Genomic DNA, 16,986 nt, shown 5'->3' on the forward strand with positions numbered 1-16,986 from the left:
AAGCCTACAAGCCTACAAGTAGCTTATTCTCTAAATATCAACCTTGCAAATTTATTTTGGGAGGTTGCTAATGGCTAGGAAAGATAAAATTGTAACTCCTAGTGTTACTCAGAAATTACAAAGTTTAGGATATAACGTTGCTGATTGGGATGATAGTAAAACTACTTCTAAATTAACAGATGAAATTATTACGGTATTAAAAAAAGCATCTAAATCTGAGAATGGTAATGAAGGTTATCCTGATAGGATTTATTGTAATAAGAAAAAGAAGCTATTAATTCTTGTTGAAGAAAAACCAACAATGCAAGAACACAATATAGAAAGTATAAAATCTGGATGTATTGCTGGATTAAAGTGGTATTTAAAACAATTTCTATCAGAAAAATTTTCTTCTTGGAAAATTATTGGAATTGCAGTTAGTGGAGATTTATCTGATCAATATAAACATAAATTTAGTTGTTTTCTTATAGATAAGCAAAAAATAAGTTTGGCTGAAAATGTAAATGATTTTTTAAAAGAAAATGAATTTATAGCTTTATTTAATAATATTGATGAAGAGAAAGCTATATCAAAAGTAACTAAGGTTAGCAAGAAAATTAATAAACTATTGCGTTCAATTGATTCTCAAAAAAGACCAATTATATTAGCTGCTTTAATGATAAGTTTATATAGATCTGAAAAATATGATAATAATTTTCCTGATATTTATGAGAACTATACCTCAGAGCAAATATTAAACAACATTTACCCAACAGTAAAAAATATTTTAACGGCAGAAGATATACCTGAAGAAAAATTGAAATCTTTGGAGCTAGAGCTTAATTCAATAAATCAAGATCCATCATTAAAAAACACAAATATATTGAAAGAAATATTAAAAGAACTTGATGAAAACATAATCCCATTATTTAATGATACTTTCTCTACCACATCAAATTATGACATAATGGGAAAATTTTATGAAGAGTTCTTAAGATTTGCTGGAGTTTCAAATGTAAAAAAAGGAATTGTTCTCACTCCAAGACATATAGCAACTTTATTTACTAAATTAATTCCATTTAAGAAAAATGATAAAATCTTGGATCTATGTTGTGGTACTGGCGCATTTTTAATTGCGGGAATGAATAAATTACTAAGTTTAAAAGGTATAGATGTTCAAAATGTTAAATCTAACCAATTATTAGGATTTGAAATTAACCCAACAATGTACATTTGTGCAATATCAAATATGCTATTTAGAGGGGATGGCAAATCTAAGATCTATAATATGGACTCTATTAATGATGATAAAGTTAATAAAATAATTAGTGAATCAGCTCCTACAATTGGATTTATAAATCCACCATATTCAGGTAAGGAAAATAAAGAAGATCCAACACCAAAAGAAATCACCTTTCTAAAAAAAATGTTAGATAGTTGTTCAAGATATGGGATTATTATAGCTCCTTTATCGATGTACTTTAAAGATACTGAAGTAAGAAAAAAGATCTTAGAAAAACATACATTAAAATATGTTATTAATATGCCTAAAGATCTCTTTCAACCCAATGCATCTACTAGTACAGCTATTGCGGTTTTTGAAACTTATGTATCTCACAATTTTGATGAAGATGTAGTTTTTTATGATTTGCAAGATGATGGTTTCATCCTTTCTAAAAATAAAGGACGTACAGATATATATAACAAGTGGAATTTTATAGAATCTGAATTGCTAGACGAAATTTTAAATGGCTCTAAGTCTGACGATATTGTTATTTCTAGAGCTAGAATCAAAAAAAATGATGAATGGAATATTTACGCACATTCTCAACCTGATTATAGTAAATTAAATTCTCAAGATTTCTGTAATACTATTAATGATTACGTCATCTATCAAAGTAAAAAGGAATTAGGTCTTCTTGAAGAAGATAAAACAGAGTTTGAAATGATTAATGTTTTATCTAGTTATATTTTAGAAAAAAACAAAATAAATCCTAAATATCAATGTAAAACTAACTTAGAACTATTTGATAAAAATAGAAAATGGGAATATTTCAAAATTAGGGATGTTTTTGACAGAATTGAATCTACAAGAGGCACTACAACTTATGATTTAACTGAAGGTAATGAAATCCCTTATATAGCAGCTAAAAAGAAAAATAATGGATTTGATTATTTTGTATCTGAAGATGGAAATGAAGAGTATATATCTGATGGTAATGGTATTGTGTTTATTAATTTAGGGGATGGAAGTGGAGGATACTCAGTGTATCAAGCAGAGCGTTTTATTGGTATGAATGGAAAAACATCTGTTGGCTATTCGGATTACCTTAATCAATATAATGCTTTATTTTTAATAACTATCTTAGATAAGCAACGCTACAAATATTCTTTTGGTAGAAGTTGGACTGGACAGAGATTTGATCAAACTAAATTATATTTACCTTGTAAAGATAATGGCAGTATAGATTGGGAATTTATGGAGGATTATATACGCTCTCTTCCTAATGGAAATATTATTTAGCTTAAAAAGCCATACAATAAATCTTATTTATGATAATCAGAAGCAACCTACCTTTATAGTTGGTTGCTTTTGGTGTACATCAAATTTCGAAAAACGCCTCCTTATATTGTTTAAAATACAATCAATTAAACGCATTAAAAAATTTCTCTTGACAAGATTCACCCCTTATTCAAACTGACTTTTATTGAAAATGCAAAAAATCTCAAAAAATGCTTGACAAAAGAAAGTGCTTGACAAGCACCCTATAAAATAATATCTTTTTGCCCACAGAGAATAGTCCCTTCATTATAACTTTCATCTTTTAAGCCAAAAAAGGTTTAAAAAAGTAGAGTTCTAATGAAGGGATTTTTGTTTCTATGGCACAGCATTTTCTGTTATCAGCAAAAGCTCGCCACTTGTCTATTGAACAAGTGGTTGGGCTATCTGATTCAGCAATACTGGCTTTACTCAAACATGCTCGTTGGTTTTCAGATGACGAACAAATTTGCCCTCGTTGCCATACTCGCCATAGTGCTTACTTCATTAAAACTCGCCAACAATGGCAATGTAAACATTGCCAATATCGTTTTTCGATAACCACAGGCACAATCTTTCAGTATCATAAATTATCGTTGCGACAAATCCTTATTGCCATTTTGCTGTTTACAACAGAAAGTAAGGGATTATCCGCTATTTCACTTTCTCATAAGTTGAATGTGCAATATAAAACAGCTTGGGTACTACTGCATAAATTTCGAGAAGGTTTAGATAAAGCCAAAGATTTAACACCGCTCAAGGGTGAAGTACATATTGATGGGGCTTATACGAATTACTATATCCGTCCTAAAAACTTCCGTCACAAGCGGATAGATAGACGGAAGAAACGTTATCAGCGTGAAGATAAGTCTTGTGTATTGGTATTTCGTCAACGTGCCGCCAATCAAGCGGTAATGAAAGGGGCTGACCGTACTATTGTTGCGTTAATAAAAGAGGAAAATACGCAAGATATACTCGACTTAACTCAACGCTTAGTCAAGCCCCAAAGCACGATTTACGCTGATGAAAATCCTGCGTATGACAGCCTGACATTCCATTATGACCTATGGCGTGTCAATCATTCACAGGAATACTGTTCAATAGAAGGTATTACCAACAACCTTGCAGAATCCTTTTTCGCAAGACTAAGACGAGCGATTACAGGCATTTACCATAAGATGAAAAATAAATATCTGATGTACTACGCTAATGAGATGGCTTGGCGTGAAGATAATAGACGAAAAAGCGTAAAAGAGAAATTTGAGCAACTACTAAACTGTTGCTTAAATGCCTTGCCTTCACGAGATTTTACTGGATATTGGCAAGGTAACAAGAAAGGTGAAGCTGTATTTGGTTTGGCAAGCCTGACGGAAACTATTTAAATAAAATCTGAAATAAAACATCCATTTCACTTCAATATAGAGAGGAATACCCAATGACACAATCTATACTTAATGCCGATTTAAGCAAAATGTCTTATGAGCAATTTCAAGAAGTTATGCGGGGTTTTGCCCAACTTTATTCAGACGTAAATAGCAATGGCAATTATATGTCCTTGTTCAAGGATTTAAAAACACTCGCTAAACACGTTGAACGCCTACCGCAAGACTTTTTCACCTTTTATGGGGCGTATGAAATCGCAGATAATCAAGTAGTTGTGGCGGTTTTTAGAATAAACCTTGATGCACCTATGCATAGTGATACCGCCCCCAATATGACGATTGTTGAGGTCAGCTTTGCAGAAGATGAACGTAATTTACAATGTCCAGCTCAAGTAAGAGAATATCTTACACAAACAGATTATGTTGCCCAAGCTGAAAAAGCCTATCCGCAAATTATGGAAGATTTGTTGTGGGAAAAAGAACGAGAAAAAAGAGTAGCTAAACTCAATCTAAGTGAAGAAGATAAAAGATTGCTTTTTGAGGACGCAATAGAATTGTAAAATTGTTCATACAGATGAATGAAAAACACCTTTAGTTTATATGAACTAAAGGTGTTTTTTATCGCTAAGTGGTTGATTTTTGACTTTGTACAACTGCTACATAATACCGAAAAAGAGCGTATGATTACGCTCTTTCCCATCTATATATTCTTACTTAATCACACCACATGCCATTCTAGCACCGCCGCCGCCAAGGGCTGTTGGGTGGTCAGAGTGGTTATCACCCCCTGCGTGGATCATTAACGCACGCTCTTTCACGTCTGCTAATTTTTGTAAACGTGGAGCAAGTACAGGTGTTGTTGCTGTACCATCTTCTAATACAACTAATACAGGTAAATCACCTAAATGAGCTTGATCAGACCACGGGAAGCCGTGAGCTTTTGTTTCTTTTGGATCCCAGTGACCACCAGCCGCTAAACCTGCGGTAAGTTTACCGTCTTTTTCTTTTGGTTCACAGCTTGGGTTTTGGTGAATATGAAAACCGTGTACACCACTTGTTAAACCTTGTAAATTCGGGGTGAAAACTAAGCCATAAGCTGACTCTGTGATTTCCACTGTACCAACATCTTTATTCCCTTTTTCAGGATCAAGTTGCTGTACTTGTACAACAATTTTCTCCACAGGCGTTTCTGTTTTAGCTGCATCCGCAAATGCTACACTGCTCATTCCTGCTAAGCCTAAAGCAATAAGAGAAGATTTTAATGTCAATTTCATACTGTTTCCTTTTGTTGTGAGTGAAATGCCTCACTTGGAGTATAACACTCGTTAGCAAAATTGATCAACAAGCGGTCATATTTTTGACAAATTTTACCAAATAGCGAAAAATGTTTGCTTTTTTAGCTAAAATCTAGGGTCTGTTGATAATTTACAATGGAAGCCAAACCAAGCAACAAGCTAAAAGTACAAAAGCCCGAAAATGTGCTTTTAGCTTGTCATACCTTGTCGCTATCCCTCGAAAATGTTTCAAACGGGCAAATGCATTTTCGACTAAATGACGCAATTTATAGAGATACCAATCCATCGTCCCATTTCCTTTTCGACTGTTCCTCTTTCTTGGTATATTGCTTTTTACGCCTACCGTCTTAATCATCTCCCGCAGAGACTCAGCGTCATAACCTTTGTCTGCTGAAATCACCTTTACCTCTTCCAACGGCATCCACTACCAAATGAATTTTAGTCGTATTACCGCCTTTCGTCTTACCGATACCTTGACCGATAATCCCCGTTCCGTGTTGGTGAACACGGATATGTGAACCATCAATAAACAGCCACTCCCAATCGGGTTCATTGCGTAAGCGATTAAACAGCAAGTCAATTTTTCCAGTTTTCACCCAATAACGGAAGTTACGGTAGAGTGTGTTTGACTTACCAAAGTATTCGGGAATATCACGCCATTGACAGCCAGTTTTAAGGCGGAACAGAATGCCTTCAAGCGTTAATTTTAAATTTGATTTGTCATAGAAGCCTAAATCAAGCAAAATAGGCTTTAGTTTCGTCCAGTGCTTATCAAGTAGTGTTCGAGGCATTGCGAGAAGTAATTGGTTTGTTTGGCGATAAACATTTTACTTTCTCGCTTCTTTTTTATGAATTATCAACACGCCCTAGTATTTATCAACTATTTTTAATTATCTTTGGGGCTGAAGTAGATTAGCCCTAAATTTCACACCATTTTCGCAAGGTCTTAAGCTGCATTTTAGGTGTCCCAACATTAAACCGAAATTCACATTCCTTCAAGAATAAAGGAAAGTTTTTTCGGTTTATTCCATTATATTTTCGAAGTACTCGCTTTGCTTGGCTCCAAAAATTTTCAATCCCGTTAATGGGATTTTCTCGCTCGGCAAATATCTCAGAATGGTTAATTCGCTCGTGGTGAAATTCACAGATATCTAGGGCATCATAGCTACGATAAGTATCCGTATAAACCCAACTATCAGGCTTAATTTTCCTTTTAATAACAGGGAGTAACGTTTCACTCTTAGTATTTTCAACAACGACTGTAAACACCCTTCCTTGTCGTTTTAAAATACCAAAAACAGCGACCTTACCTGCTGCACCTCGACCACGTTTTCCTTTACGATGCCCACCAAAATAGCTTTCATCTAACTCAATTTTTCCCTCAAAAATTTCATCCGCTTCAAGGGATAAATGGGTAAAACAAAATAGCCGAGTTAGGTTGAATATCAAGAATATTAGCAGCTGAACGAGCGGTCACTTCTAGCACAAAAAATTCAAGCAGTCTTTTTGTATAGATTTCTTTAATTTACAATGAGTTATCTTCATTTTCATAGACTAACATACTTGCTAATCTACTTCAGCCCCTTATCTTTTAAATTCAAACACAACTTCTAGGAGCAGAAAATGCAAAATGTCGGTTTTATCGGTTGGCGTGGTATGGTTGATTCTGTCTTAATGGATAGAATGGTACAAGAACAAGACTTCGCGAACATTAACCCTATTTTTTCACAACCTCACAAGCGGGTCAAAAAGCCCCTGTTTTTGCAGGTAAAGATGCAGGCGATCTTAAAAAGGCATTCGATATTGATGAACTCAAAAAATTAGACATCATCGTCACCTGCCAAGGTGGTGATTACACCAATGAAGTCTATCCTAAATTACGCGCTACGGGCTGGAATGGCTATTAGATTGATACCGCTTCAGCATTGCGTATGGAAAAAGACGCGATCATCGTACTTGACCCAGTAAATCAGAATGTGATTTCAGAAGGCTTAAAAAATGGCGTAAAAACCTTCGTAGGTGGAAACTGTACCGTAAGCTTAATGTTAATGGCAATCGGTGGCTTATTTGAGAAAGATTTGGTTGAATGGGTATCGGTTGCAACCTATCAAGCGGCATCAGGTGCAGGTGCAAAAAATATGCGTGAATTGCTCTCACAAATGGGACAATTAGAAGACGCAGTGAAAGCGGAATTAGCTAACCCAGCAACGTCAATTTTAGAAATTGAGCGTAAAGTAACCGCTAAAATGCGTGCAGATGATTTCCCAACCGAGAACTTTGGTGCAGCACTTGGTGGCTCATTGATCCCTTGGATTGATAAATTATTACCAGAAACAGGACAAACCAAAGAAGAGTGGAAAGGTTACGCAGAAACAAATAAAATTTTAGGGTTAAGCGATAACCCAATCCCTGTTGATGGTTTATGTGTACGCATCGGTGCATTACGTTGCCACAGCCAAGCATTTACCATCAAGCTGAAAAAAGATCTTCCATTAGCTGAAATCGAACAAATCATTGCAGCTCACAATGAATGGGTGAAAGTGATTCCAAATGACAAGGAAACAACCTTGCGTGAACTCACACCAGCTAAAGTTACTGGCACATTAAGCATTCCTGTTGGACGTTTGCGTAAACTCGCAATGGGTGGGGAATACTTAGCCGCATTTACCGTAGGCGACCAATTATTATGGGGTGCAGCAGAGCCTGTTCGCCGTATTTTGGTACAATTAACCAAGTAATCCCATATAAAAAGAGTTGCTTTAATGATCTGCACCCCAAAAGTTGGACGATATATTCAACTTAATAAGGTGCAGATTTTTTTATGACTAAATATACCCAAGCCTTTAAACAGCAAGTTATTGATTTTTACCTTGAAAATCACCACAACCAATCATTAACGAGAAAGCATTTCCAACTCCCTAGTCAAACACTTAGCCGCTGGATAGCACAATATCAATACTCAGGCAGCAATGGGCTTGCTGTCTTGCGCACCAAGCAAAAATATCCTGCCGAATTTAAATATCAAGTCATACAAGCGGTTATAAATGGCATTTATTCTGCTGAACAAGCAACACTTCAGTTTGGTCTCAGCAATTCGGGTATCATCAGCCAATGGTTGAAAGCTTTCAAGAAAGAAGGTATAAAAGGGTTAAAACCCAAACCGAAAGGAAGACCGTCAATGAAACCCAAATACGCCAAAATGCCGCCCAAACCCAAGACAGAAGAAGAACGTTTGAAGCTGCGAATTTTAGAGCTTGAAGCGGAGAATGCTTATCTAAAAAAGTTGGACGAGCTGATACGGGAGGAAGAGCAAAGGCAGCGGAAGTTATCCAAGCGTTAAGAGTAAACTATCCTTTGCCAATACTCCTTCGCATTAGTGTCCGTTTATGTAATTCAACTTCTTTCCGTTCAATAATTCCTTTCTTATACAGTTCTTTCAATACGCGAGCAACAGCTAATTCATGTTCTATTTGGGGTAGAGGATAATTTTTGCCAGTGTCTAATTCCAACGCCGCATCTGTAATAAAGTATAATGTTTTCCAACTATCACTTTGCTTTAATACTCTTGCAACCAACAATTGAAGATTTTGCTTAAACAATCGAGGTTTTATTAGCCTTGAAACATTAAAGTGTGTTTTGATTTGCCTTAAATCGAAATTGGGTTCAATGTATATCAAAGTATTCTCAAAACAAAGTATTTTATCTTCTAAATCTGATTTCTGTTGTTCCAACCGAGTAAGCTGATGTTCAAGAATTGCTTTTTCTTTATAGCTACTTTCGATTAATTTGGTAAGTTGAGAAATAAGGTGGGATTCTGCCATAATAAAAATCTCCATTGATTTAAACTTTCAATGGAGATTCTAGTATTTTCAAGCGGTTAGGTCTTTGTGCAACTGCTACATAATACCGCAAAATTTTGTAAAAAACTACCGCACTTTCTAACCATAAGTATGTGGAGAATAACATGAAAAAAGTGGTAATTTCTCACCGATTACATGATGACGGTATGGCGGTTTTAGAACGAGGAAATGTACAAATCGCGATTACCAATGACGGTTCACCAAAGGCTATGTTGCCTGAGTTGCTTGATGCGGAAGGTTTAATTATCCGTATCGGTGCGATTGATCGTGAAACACTACTGCAATGCAAAAATTTAAAAGTGATTGGCAGACCGGGCGTAGGCGTAGATGATGTGGATGTTAAAACCGCCACTGAATTAGGTATTCCGGTAGTGATTGCACCGGGTGCCAATACCCGTTCTGTTGCAGAACATGCCTTTGCCTTAATGTTTGCTTGTGCCAAAGATCTGGTTCGTTCAGATAAAGAAACCCGTAAAGATAATTTTGCTATCCGAAGCAGTTATAAAGCATATGAGCTGAATCATAAAACATTGGCGTTAATCGGCTATGGTCGAATTGGTTCAATTTTAGCTCAAATGTCAAAAGCTATCGGCATGAACATAAAAGTTTACGATCCTTTTGTCACACCTGAAACCATCATTGAGCAAGGTTATACCTACTGTGTCGAGCTTGATGAAGTCATTAAGGAGTCTGATGTCATTTCTATTCATGTACCACTAACCGAAAAAACACGTCATTTAATTGGTGAGCATGAATTGGGGTTAATGTCACCAAATACGATTTTAATTAACTGTGCGCGTGGTGGTGTGATTGATGAAGAAGCCTTAGTTAAAGCATTACAAAATAATGTGATTCATAGTGCCGGTTTAGACGTATTTGCGGTTGAACCGATTGATGTAAATTCACCATTGTTTGCCTTGGATAATGTGATTGTTTCGCCACATATGGCAGGGCAAACCAAAGAAGCCGCGTCAGGTGTAGCAAGCATGGCAGCAGAAGGTGTACTTGCGGTAATGAGTGGTGAACGTTGGGAAAATGTTTGTAATCCGGAAGTGTATAATCATCCGAGATGGCAAAAATAAATTAGTTGGGAGAGAAAAATCATGTCAGTGTATTCTTTGTTTAATCCAGGCAAAGTGATTGGTGGTGCCGGTTCTATCGCACAAATTGCCGATGTCGTGGTAGGGTATAACGCGAAAAATGTATTGTTAATTACCGATACGGGGGTATTTAACGCCGGACTTGTTGCTAAGCCGCAACAAATTTTAGAACAAGCCGGTATTGTTGTTCAAATTATTTCCGATGTGCCGCCTGAGCCGCCGATATCGGCAGTTAATCATATTTTTGATGAAGCAATAAAATTTAAAGCCGATATGGTCATTGGTATTGGTGGTGGTAGTGCAATGGATACGGCTAAATTAGTGGCATTAATGTTGACTAACCGAAATATTCCATTACAAGAGGTGACTTCCGGACAGAAAAAATTCACACAACGCAGTTTGCCAACCTTAATGATTCCTACAACATCCGGCACGGGTTCCGAAGCAACCCAAAACTCTATCGTGTTAGATTCGGAACAAGAACTAAAAGTAGGAATTGTGGATGAAAAATTAGTTGCAAGTAGCGTGATTTTAGATGCGAACTTAACGCTCAGCCTGCCCAAACATATTACTGCAAACACGGGGATTGATGCCTTATGTCATGCTATCGAATGTTACATTTCTAAAAAATCCAGCCCGTTTAGCGATATGTTTGCACTCAAAGCGGTGGAATTAATTGCGACAAATATTCGCACGGCATTCAATAACGGTTCAGACATCAAAGCGCGTGAAAATATGTTGCTCGGTTCATTCTTGGGCGGCGCTTGTATTGCGACTTCCAGCACTGTCGCGGTACATGCATTATCTTATCCGTTAGGGGGTAAATATCATATTCCGCACGGTTTATCCAATGCCATTTTATTAGCTGATGTTATGCAATTTAATTTACCGGTTTGTGTGGAAAAATTTGCCAATGTGGCTCGTGCAATGGGCTTAGATGTGCAGGGTTGCAGCGAACAACAAGCCGCTGAAAAAATGATCGAGGAACTCTATGCGTTAATTCGTGATTTAGAGATTAAATGTGATCTAAGTGCGGTGGGAATTTCGGAAGAAATTTTAGATGAATTGGTCGATTCGGCTTTCAAAGTCCGTCGTTTACTGGATAACAATCCACGTGAAATGACGAAAGCAGATATTAAAGCCATTTATCAGAAAATCATTTAAGCAAGGTCTGTCACACTGTGCGGAGGAATATATGAAAAAATATTTGTCTGATAAAAATTTTATGGCGGGATTTATCTTTCTTTTCATTTCGCTATTTTATTTGGCTAATGCTTTTTTGATCGAAACTAAAGGTTTGGTCAGTGTTGAAGCGGATTTTATGCCTAAGATCTACGGAACATTGTTGCTTATTTCATCTAGCGTATTGTTGATTTCATCTTATTTGAAATTGAGAACGAAAAAAGAAAATGTGGAAAAAGCAGCAACTGACTGGAAACGCATTTTTGCAGTGCTTGGTTTAATTTTCGTCTATGTGCTTTCAATGGAATATTTAGGTTTTATCCTGGTGTCTATTCCATTCTTATTCTGTTTATCGCTACTTCTAACGCCTGATTATGTGAAAAAAGTCTATTGGATTTATGCCGTATTTTCGGTGATATTGCCTGTCATTGCGTATTTCTTGTTTAGCTATTATCTCAGCTTAACTATGCCATCAGGCATCTTCTTTTAGGAGGATATATGGGTGAATTATTACTTCAAGGCTTTGCTTCACTCTTTACTGTTACAGGTATGCTCTGTATTCTGGGTGGCGTATTTATCGGGATTATCTTCGGTTCAGTCCCCGGATTATCTGCCACAATGGCATTAGCACTATTTTTGCCAATTACTTATGCGATGGATCCGAATTATGCGGTGGTGTTATTAATCGCATTGTATATCGGCGGAATTTCAGGTGGCTTGATTACGGCTATTTTAACCGGTATTCCGGGTACACCCTCATCTATCGCCACTTGTTTCGACGGTTATCCGATGACCAAAAAAGGACAACCGTTCAAAGCATTAGGGGTTGGGGTAACGTTTTCATTTTTAGGGACGATTTTCTCCACTATCGTTTTGGTCTTTCTTTCTCCGTATTTAGCAAAAATTGCAATCAACTTCGGCGCTTATGAATATTTTGCTGTGGCCTTGTTTTCACTCAGTATGTTGGTGGGATTATCCGGTGATAATATTTGGAAAGGACTGATTTCCGGCTTAATGGGCTGTATGTTTGCCACTGTCGGTATGGATGCTATTTCATCTGTTGCCCGATTTACAATGGGATCAGAGGAAATTGCTTACGGCTTTGATGTATTGCCTGTTTTAATCGGTTTATTTGCCATTAATGAAATTATTGCTAAAGCAGATACGGTGAAAACCGAACATAATAACCTTGGGGTGATTACCGCAATTAAGATGGTGAAAGGATTAGGTTTTTCGGTTAAAGAATTCTTCGGTCAAACCAAGAACTTTATTATGTCATCATCTCTAGGTACGGCTATCGGTATTTTACCGGGCATTGGCGGCGGAGCAGCTAACGTCATGGCTTATACCGTATCAAAATCGACTTCTAAATATCCGGAAAAATACGGAACCGGGATTATTGACGGCGTTGTTGCCTCAGAAGCCTCAAATAATGCCGCGATTGGTGGCGCCTTAGTTCCGTTACTTGCTTTAGGGATTCCTGGCGATACCGTAACGGCGATTTTATTAGGCGGATTAACCTTGCATGGCATTATTCCCGGCCCGTTAATGTTCACTGAAAATGTCAGTACGGTTTACATCATTTTCTCTGCAATGTTTGTGGGGGCAATCGTGATGTTCTTAATGGAGTTTTACGGCTTACGTATTTTCACCAAGATCTTATCCATTCCGAAACATTTCTTATTACCGGCAATTTTCTTATTCTGCATTATTGGCGCATTTGGTGTAAGAAATAATTTCTTTGATGTATGGGCAACGGTTTTATTCGGTTTACTGGGTTTCACGTTCTTTAAACTCTCCATTCCTGCCGCGCCGTTTATTCTCGGTTTTATTATCGGACCATTAGCCGAATTGAATTTAAGACGCGGTTTAATGTTCTCAAAAGGTGATTTTACAGAGTTTTTCAGAGCACCGATTGCCGTAGTATTTTTTGTAATGACTGCAATCGTCATTTTATTTGCAGTACGTTCCCAATTAAAAAAACGTTCCAGTTAATTTATCGTTAAGGAGTTTATATGAAAAAGTATCTTTCTTATGTCGCAGCTGCAGTGCTAGGTTTATCTGTGATGGGGTGTAATGATAAATCCGACAATAAAAGTGCGGTCAAAAATTCGGAAAATTATCCTAATCAAACCATTACTATAGTCGTACCGTTTGGTGCCGGTGGTGACACGGATTTCCATGCCCGTAATTTAGCGGCTTATTTGGAAAAAGAACTGGGGACAAAAATTATTGTGAATAATGTGTCCGGTGCAAACGGAAATGCCGGAATGCGACAAGTCTTACGAGCAAAACCGGATGGTTACACCGCATTGTTTTTTCACGAATCCATGCTAACGAATAAAGTGGTGGGCATTTCTACTCAAGCTCATGAAGAACTCGCACCGGTTGCAGCAACAATCGTTGATAATTCTTATGTTATTGCCGTAAATGCAAAAAGTGGTATGAAAAATTTAACCGATCTCATTAATAAAGCCAAAGAAAACCCGGGTAATTTACTCTATGCTTCATCTGTTGGGGGATATTCCTACTATCTTGGTCGAGTGCTGGAGGAATTAGCCGGAATTGATTTTAATATTGTCGATGCCGGCGGTGGTACAGACCGAAATGCCGCCTTATTAGCCGGTAAAATTGATATTAACGTTAATCCTTACGGCGTAATGAAATCTTATTTTGATTCCAAAGATTTCTTGCCTTTAGCCGTGATCAACAAAAATCGTAACGCATTATTTCCAGATGTACCGACTGCAAAAGAACAAGGTATTGATTGGGAAGCGGAAAGATATTATTTCCTCAGTTTCCCGAAAGGCACAGATGAAGCGATTGTCAATAAAATGGCAAATGCAATGAAAGTGGTAACGGAAAATCCGGAATTTCGCAAAAAAACAGAGGAAGCGTATAGCGTGTCCCCAACTTTTGTCGGTACTCAAGCACTAAAAGAACATCTTGATAAAAGTTTGGCCGAGTTTGAGAAAAACAAAAATCTCGTGAATAACTAACCGATTTCAATCGAACTTACATTATTTATTAAGCCTTATCGTCTTTGACGATAAGGCTAGGGGATTATTTTGCGCTTATTTGTCAAACCTAATCTTTTTTCATTCATTCAATAGCATCACCATGGAGGCTATTTATGACAACTCAAATGATTATTGCATTAGCAATTACGGTATTCATGATTATTTTAATCATGAGAGATAAACTTCCTTTCGGCGTGCCACCGCTTATTGCTTGTCTTTTACTGGTAGTAACGGGTGTTGCTGATATCAAATTGGCTTTTGGCGGTTTTGCCAACTCAACCATTATGATGCTTGCTGCGTTTATGGCGATCATCGCAGCATTACAAAAGACAAGTTTTATCACGACATTTAAAGCGGCGATATTTAATATGGCTAAAAAAGGCGGTTTCAAAGCCTATACCCTTTTAATCGTCGTTGTGATGGTGGGAACGAGCTTTTTCGGTATGGGCTCAACGGCTTATTATGTGTTGGTTATCGGGCTTTTATCCGCTCTACCGGACAGCAAAGCACTTGCACCGTCTAAGGTGCTGATGCCGGCAGGTTTTGCCGCCAACCACCCGATTGCGCCCTTTAATACGGCATTGCAATATGGTGTGACCGTCGCGGTATTGGAAGCCGCAGGTGCTGCAACAAGTATTGATTTGGTCAGCTTCTCCATTGTTCAATTAATTGTTTCATTAGGTTTTCTTGCTTGGTGTTTGGCATCTTATAAAATGCTCCCGGAACATCCTATTGCTTCAGCAACAACTGATGACAATCCACTTGCCCAAACTGAATCGGCACTCACTAAGAATCAAGAGTTGGTGACATATCTGTCTTTTGCTCTTGCTGTTGCCGGTATGATTGCACAAAGCTATATTGGTGATGCCGGCTATGCGATTACCGGTCTTGCGGTGTTACCAATCTTTTTAGCTCGAGTGTTGGATTTTAATGAAATCAGAATGGCAATTAGTGCGCCGATTATTTTGATGTCGGCCGGTGTAATCGGAGTAGCCGATGCATTAGGCAGCACAGGATTGACCGAAATGGTAGGTAAATCTGTGGCTGAAATGCTCGGCTCTGATGTTAATCCGTTTTTGTTAGTTTTTACATTCTGCATTTTAACCAGTTTATTGGCAACCTTAACAGGTTCAACGATCGGTACCGTATATGTCTTTGCACCGCTCGCTATTGCAACCTGTTTACAACTTGGCTTCAATCCGATTGCAGCGGCAACCGCAATTGTTATTTCCGGCTGGTGCGGTCACTTCCTCCCGGTGGACGGTATGCCGGCGTTAATTATGGGGACGGGAAAATATACGATGATTGAGTTCTGGAAATTCACCGTCCCGCAATACTTTATTCGCTTACTTGCCCTGACCGCAGGCGCACTTATTCTATTCCCGGTTTAACAGGAGAAATAACATGACTGAAGAAACGATTAAATTAGACTTATCGGGCAAAGTTGTCATCAATCCCGATGATGCTACCCGCAAAGATGCCTATCTGCCGACAGAATGCGTACAAAATCACGCGGCGAATTTATTTCCTTTACCAAACGGAGATTTGCTTTGTACTTGGTTTGGCGGCACGCAGGAAGGGATCTCGGATATTTCGGCTTATTTCTCTCGTTTGAAAAAAGGCTCTGATACTTGGACTCCCGCGGTAAAACTTTCTGATGACCCGACCCGCTCGGAACAAAACCCGGTATTTTTCTTAGATCCGGATAATGTCTTGTGGATTTTATATACGGCTCAAATCTCGGGAAATCAAGACACCGCCATCGTGCGTTATCGAAAGTCAACCAATTTTGGCGAAACTTGGGGGCCGATTAAAGTCTTGCTTGAAGACCCGAATAAGGGGATCTTTATTCGTCAACCGATTGTGGTATTGGATAATGGCAATTGGTTGCTTCCGGTGTTCTACTGCATTGCCCGCCCGGGCGAAAAATGGGTTGGAAGTTATGATACCAGTGCGGTGATGATTTCAAGCGATAAAGGCAAAACATGGCGTTCTGTGGATGTGCCAAACAGTATCGGGTGTGTCCATATGAATATACTCAAACTAAAAGACGGTAGTTTGTATGCGCTTTATCGTAGCCGCTGGGCGGATTATATCTATGAAAGTCGTTCTACCGATAACGGTGAAACTTGGTCGGCACCTAAAGCACTCTCGTTGCCCAATAATAACGCCTCGATTCAAGCCGATGTGCTGGATAATGGTGATATTGCTTTAGTATTTAATCATTCAAGTGCAAAAGATGCTAAAGAACGTCGTCTTTCGCTTTATGATGAAATTGAAGATGAAAGCCAAGAACAGAAAAAAGAAGCGGAACTGGTTGAAGGACAACACAATGCGTTTTGGGGTGCGCCTAGAGCACCGATGTCGCTTGCAATTTCCACCGATAACGGTATGACTTGGCCTTATATTCGTAACTTAGATGAAGGTGACGGCTACTGTATGTCCAATAATTCAAGAGAACAGCTCAACCGCGAACTGTCTTACCCGAGCATTAAACAAGGGGTGGACGGTAAATTACATATTGCTTATACTTTCTATCGTATGGCAATTAAATATGTCTGCGTAGATGAATCTTGGGTTAAAAACGCTTAATGATAGAAATGCCATTCGCAAGGGTGGCATTCTCTTA

At 38.0% G+C, this 16,986-nt stretch carries 12 protein-coding genes and 4 pseudogenes; 12 read left to right on the plus strand and 4 right to left on the minus strand.

Annotation, left to right across the window (positions count from 1 at the left end):
- Window positions 1-70 precede the first annotated feature (70 nt).
- The 3 genes from CVP05_RS11215 to CVP05_RS11225 all read left to right on the plus strand — a co-directional run bounded on the left by CVP05_RS11215 (window position 71) and on the right by CVP05_RS11225 (window position 4,460).
- Entirely contained in the window at window positions 71-2,503 is a 2,433-nt protein-coding gene (locus tag CVP05_RS11215) for an N-6 DNA methylase (protein WP_100289658.1), read from the plus strand.
- Window positions 2,504-2,859: 356 nt separating this feature from the next.
- Window positions 2,860-3,900 (plus strand): IS1595 family transposase, encoded by a 1,041-nt coding sequence (locus CVP05_RS11220; RefSeq protein WP_100289659.1) that lies wholly within the window; start codon window positions 2,860-2,862, stop codon window positions 3,898-3,900.
- A gap of 53 nt (window positions 3,901-3,953) precedes the next feature.
- The gene (locus CVP05_RS11225) at window positions 3,954-4,460 is read left to right on the plus strand and encodes a hypothetical protein (RefSeq protein ID WP_100289660.1); all 507 of its coding nucleotides are present in this window, start codon (window positions 3,954-3,956) and stop codon (window positions 4,458-4,460) included.
- A 150-nt stretch (window positions 4,461-4,610) separates the two neighbouring features.
- Here the strand turns inward: CVP05_RS11225 and sodC are convergent, their stop codons facing one another.
- The 3 genes and pseudogenes from sodC to CVP05_RS11240 all read right to left on the minus strand — a co-directional run bounded on the left by sodC (window position 4,611) and on the right by CVP05_RS11240 (window position 6,740).
- Entirely contained in the window at window positions 4,611-5,174 is a 564-nt protein-coding gene (sodC, locus tag CVP05_RS11230; RefSeq protein WP_100289661.1) for a superoxide dismutase family protein, read from the minus strand.
- Between the two features lie 151 nt (window positions 5,175-5,325).
- Window positions 5,326-5,986, minus strand: a pseudogene (locus CVP05_RS11235) (IS5 family transposase).
- A gap of 127 nt (window positions 5,987-6,113) precedes the next feature.
- Window positions 6,114-6,740: pseudogene (locus CVP05_RS11240) on the minus strand (IS1595 family transposase).
- A gap of 78 nt (window positions 6,741-6,818) precedes the next feature.
- Between CVP05_RS11240 and asd the strand changes: the two are divergent.
- Together asd and CVP05_RS11250 are read left to right on the plus strand one after the other, a co-directional pair.
- Window positions 6,819-7,933: pseudogene (gene asd, locus CVP05_RS11245) on the plus strand (aspartate-semialdehyde dehydrogenase).
- Window positions 7,934-8,016: 83 nt separating this feature from the next.
- Window positions 8,017-8,600 (plus strand): annotated as a pseudogene (locus tag CVP05_RS11250) (helix-turn-helix domain-containing protein); the annotation flags it as partial.
- Here the strand turns inward: CVP05_RS11250 and CVP05_RS11255 are convergent.
- Window positions 8,543-9,016 carry a hypothetical protein gene (locus tag CVP05_RS11255; RefSeq protein ID WP_100289663.1) on the minus strand — a complete coding sequence of 158 codons (474 nt, stop codon included), beginning with the start codon at window positions 9,014-9,016 and terminating at the stop codon, window positions 8,543-8,545. The pseudogene CVP05_RS11250 and the gene CVP05_RS11255 sit on opposite strands and share 58 nt — an antisense overlap.
- 143 nt (window positions 9,017-9,159) lie before the next feature.
- On the opposite strand from CVP05_RS11255, the gene CVP05_RS11260 reads away from it, so the two are divergent.
- The 7 genes from CVP05_RS11260 to CVP05_RS11290 all read left to right on the plus strand — a co-directional run bounded on the left by CVP05_RS11260 (window position 9,160) and on the right by CVP05_RS11290 (window position 16,949).
- Window positions 9,160-10,137 (plus strand): hydroxyacid dehydrogenase, encoded by a 978-nt coding sequence (locus CVP05_RS11260; protein WP_100289664.1) that lies wholly within the window; start codon window positions 9,160-9,162, stop codon window positions 10,135-10,137.
- A 21-nt stretch (window positions 10,138-10,158) separates the two neighbouring features.
- Window positions 10,159-11,319: an iron-containing alcohol dehydrogenase gene (locus CVP05_RS11265; RefSeq protein WP_100289665.1), complete on the plus strand. Its 1,161-nt coding sequence runs from the start codon at window positions 10,159-10,161 to the stop codon at window positions 11,317-11,319.
- 31 nt (window positions 11,320-11,350) lie between these two features.
- Complete coding sequence (locus CVP05_RS11270) at window positions 11,351-11,827, plus strand: tripartite tricarboxylate transporter TctB family protein (protein ID WP_100289666.1); 477 nt, start codon at window positions 11,351-11,353, stop codon at window positions 11,825-11,827.
- 8 nt (window positions 11,828-11,835) lie between these two features.
- Window positions 11,836-13,332 carry a tripartite tricarboxylate transporter permease gene (locus CVP05_RS11275; protein ID WP_100289667.1) on the plus strand — a complete coding sequence of 499 codons (1,497 nt, stop codon included), beginning with the start codon at window positions 11,836-11,838 and terminating at the stop codon, window positions 13,330-13,332.
- A 20-nt stretch (window positions 13,333-13,352) separates the two neighbouring features.
- Entirely contained in the window at window positions 13,353-14,336 is a 984-nt protein-coding gene (locus tag CVP05_RS11280) for a tripartite tricarboxylate transporter substrate binding protein (RefSeq protein WP_100289668.1), read from the plus strand.
- A 134-nt stretch (window positions 14,337-14,470) separates the two neighbouring features.
- Window positions 14,471-15,748, plus strand: coding sequence for an SLC13 family permease (locus CVP05_RS11285; protein WP_100289669.1), 1,278 nt, complete (start codon window positions 14,471-14,473; stop codon window positions 15,746-15,748).
- A gap of 13 nt (window positions 15,749-15,761) precedes the next feature.
- The gene (locus tag CVP05_RS11290; RefSeq protein ID WP_100289670.1) at window positions 15,762-16,949 is read left to right on the plus strand and encodes a sialidase family protein; all 1,188 of its coding nucleotides are present in this window, start codon (window positions 15,762-15,764) and stop codon (window positions 16,947-16,949) included.
- Window positions 16,950-16,986: the final 37 nt, after the last annotated feature.

Source organism: Conservatibacter flavescens, from assembly GCF_002795425.1.
Lineage (GTDB): Bacteria > Pseudomonadota > Gammaproteobacteria > Enterobacterales > Pasteurellaceae > Conservatibacter > Conservatibacter flavescens.

Excerpts from the sequence above, each read along its gene's own strand:
- CVP05_RS11280 (WP_100289668.1), top strand. The coding sequence starts at position 13,353 with ATGAAAAAGTATCTTTCTTATGTCGCAGCTGCAGTGCTAGGTTTATCT.
- CVP05_RS11215 (WP_100289658.1), top strand. The coding sequence starts at position 71 with ATGGCTAGGAAAGATAAAATTGTAACTCCTAGTGTTACTCAGAAATTA.
- CVP05_RS11255 (WP_100289663.1), bottom strand. The coding sequence starts at position 9,016 with ATGGCAGAATCCCACCTTATTTCTCAACTTACCAAATTAATCGAAAGT.
- CVP05_RS11220 (WP_100289659.1), top strand. The coding sequence starts at position 2,860 with ATGGCACAGCATTTTCTGTTATCAGCAAAAGCTCGCCACTTGTCTATT.
- sodC (WP_100289661.1), bottom strand. The coding sequence starts at position 5,174 with ATGAAATTGACATTAAAATCTTCTCTTATTGCTTTAGGCTTAGCAGGA.
- CVP05_RS11265 (WP_100289665.1), top strand. The coding sequence starts at position 10,159 with ATGTCAGTGTATTCTTTGTTTAATCCAGGCAAAGTGATTGGTGGTGCC.
- CVP05_RS11260 (WP_100289664.1), top strand. The coding sequence starts at position 9,160 with ATGAAAAAAGTGGTAATTTCTCACCGATTACATGATGACGGTATGGCG.
- CVP05_RS11275 (WP_100289667.1), top strand. The coding sequence starts at position 11,836 with ATGGGTGAATTATTACTTCAAGGCTTTGCTTCACTCTTTACTGTTACA.
- CVP05_RS11225 (WP_100289660.1), top strand. The coding sequence starts at position 3,954 with ATGACACAATCTATACTTAATGCCGATTTAAGCAAAATGTCTTATGAG.
- CVP05_RS11290 (WP_100289670.1), top strand. The coding sequence starts at position 15,762 with ATGACTGAAGAAACGATTAAATTAGACTTATCGGGCAAAGTTGTCATC.
- CVP05_RS11285 (WP_100289669.1), top strand. The coding sequence starts at position 14,471 with ATGACAACTCAAATGATTATTGCATTAGCAATTACGGTATTCATGATT.
- CVP05_RS11270 (WP_100289666.1), top strand. The coding sequence starts at position 11,351 with ATGAAAAAATATTTGTCTGATAAAAATTTTATGGCGGGATTTATCTTT.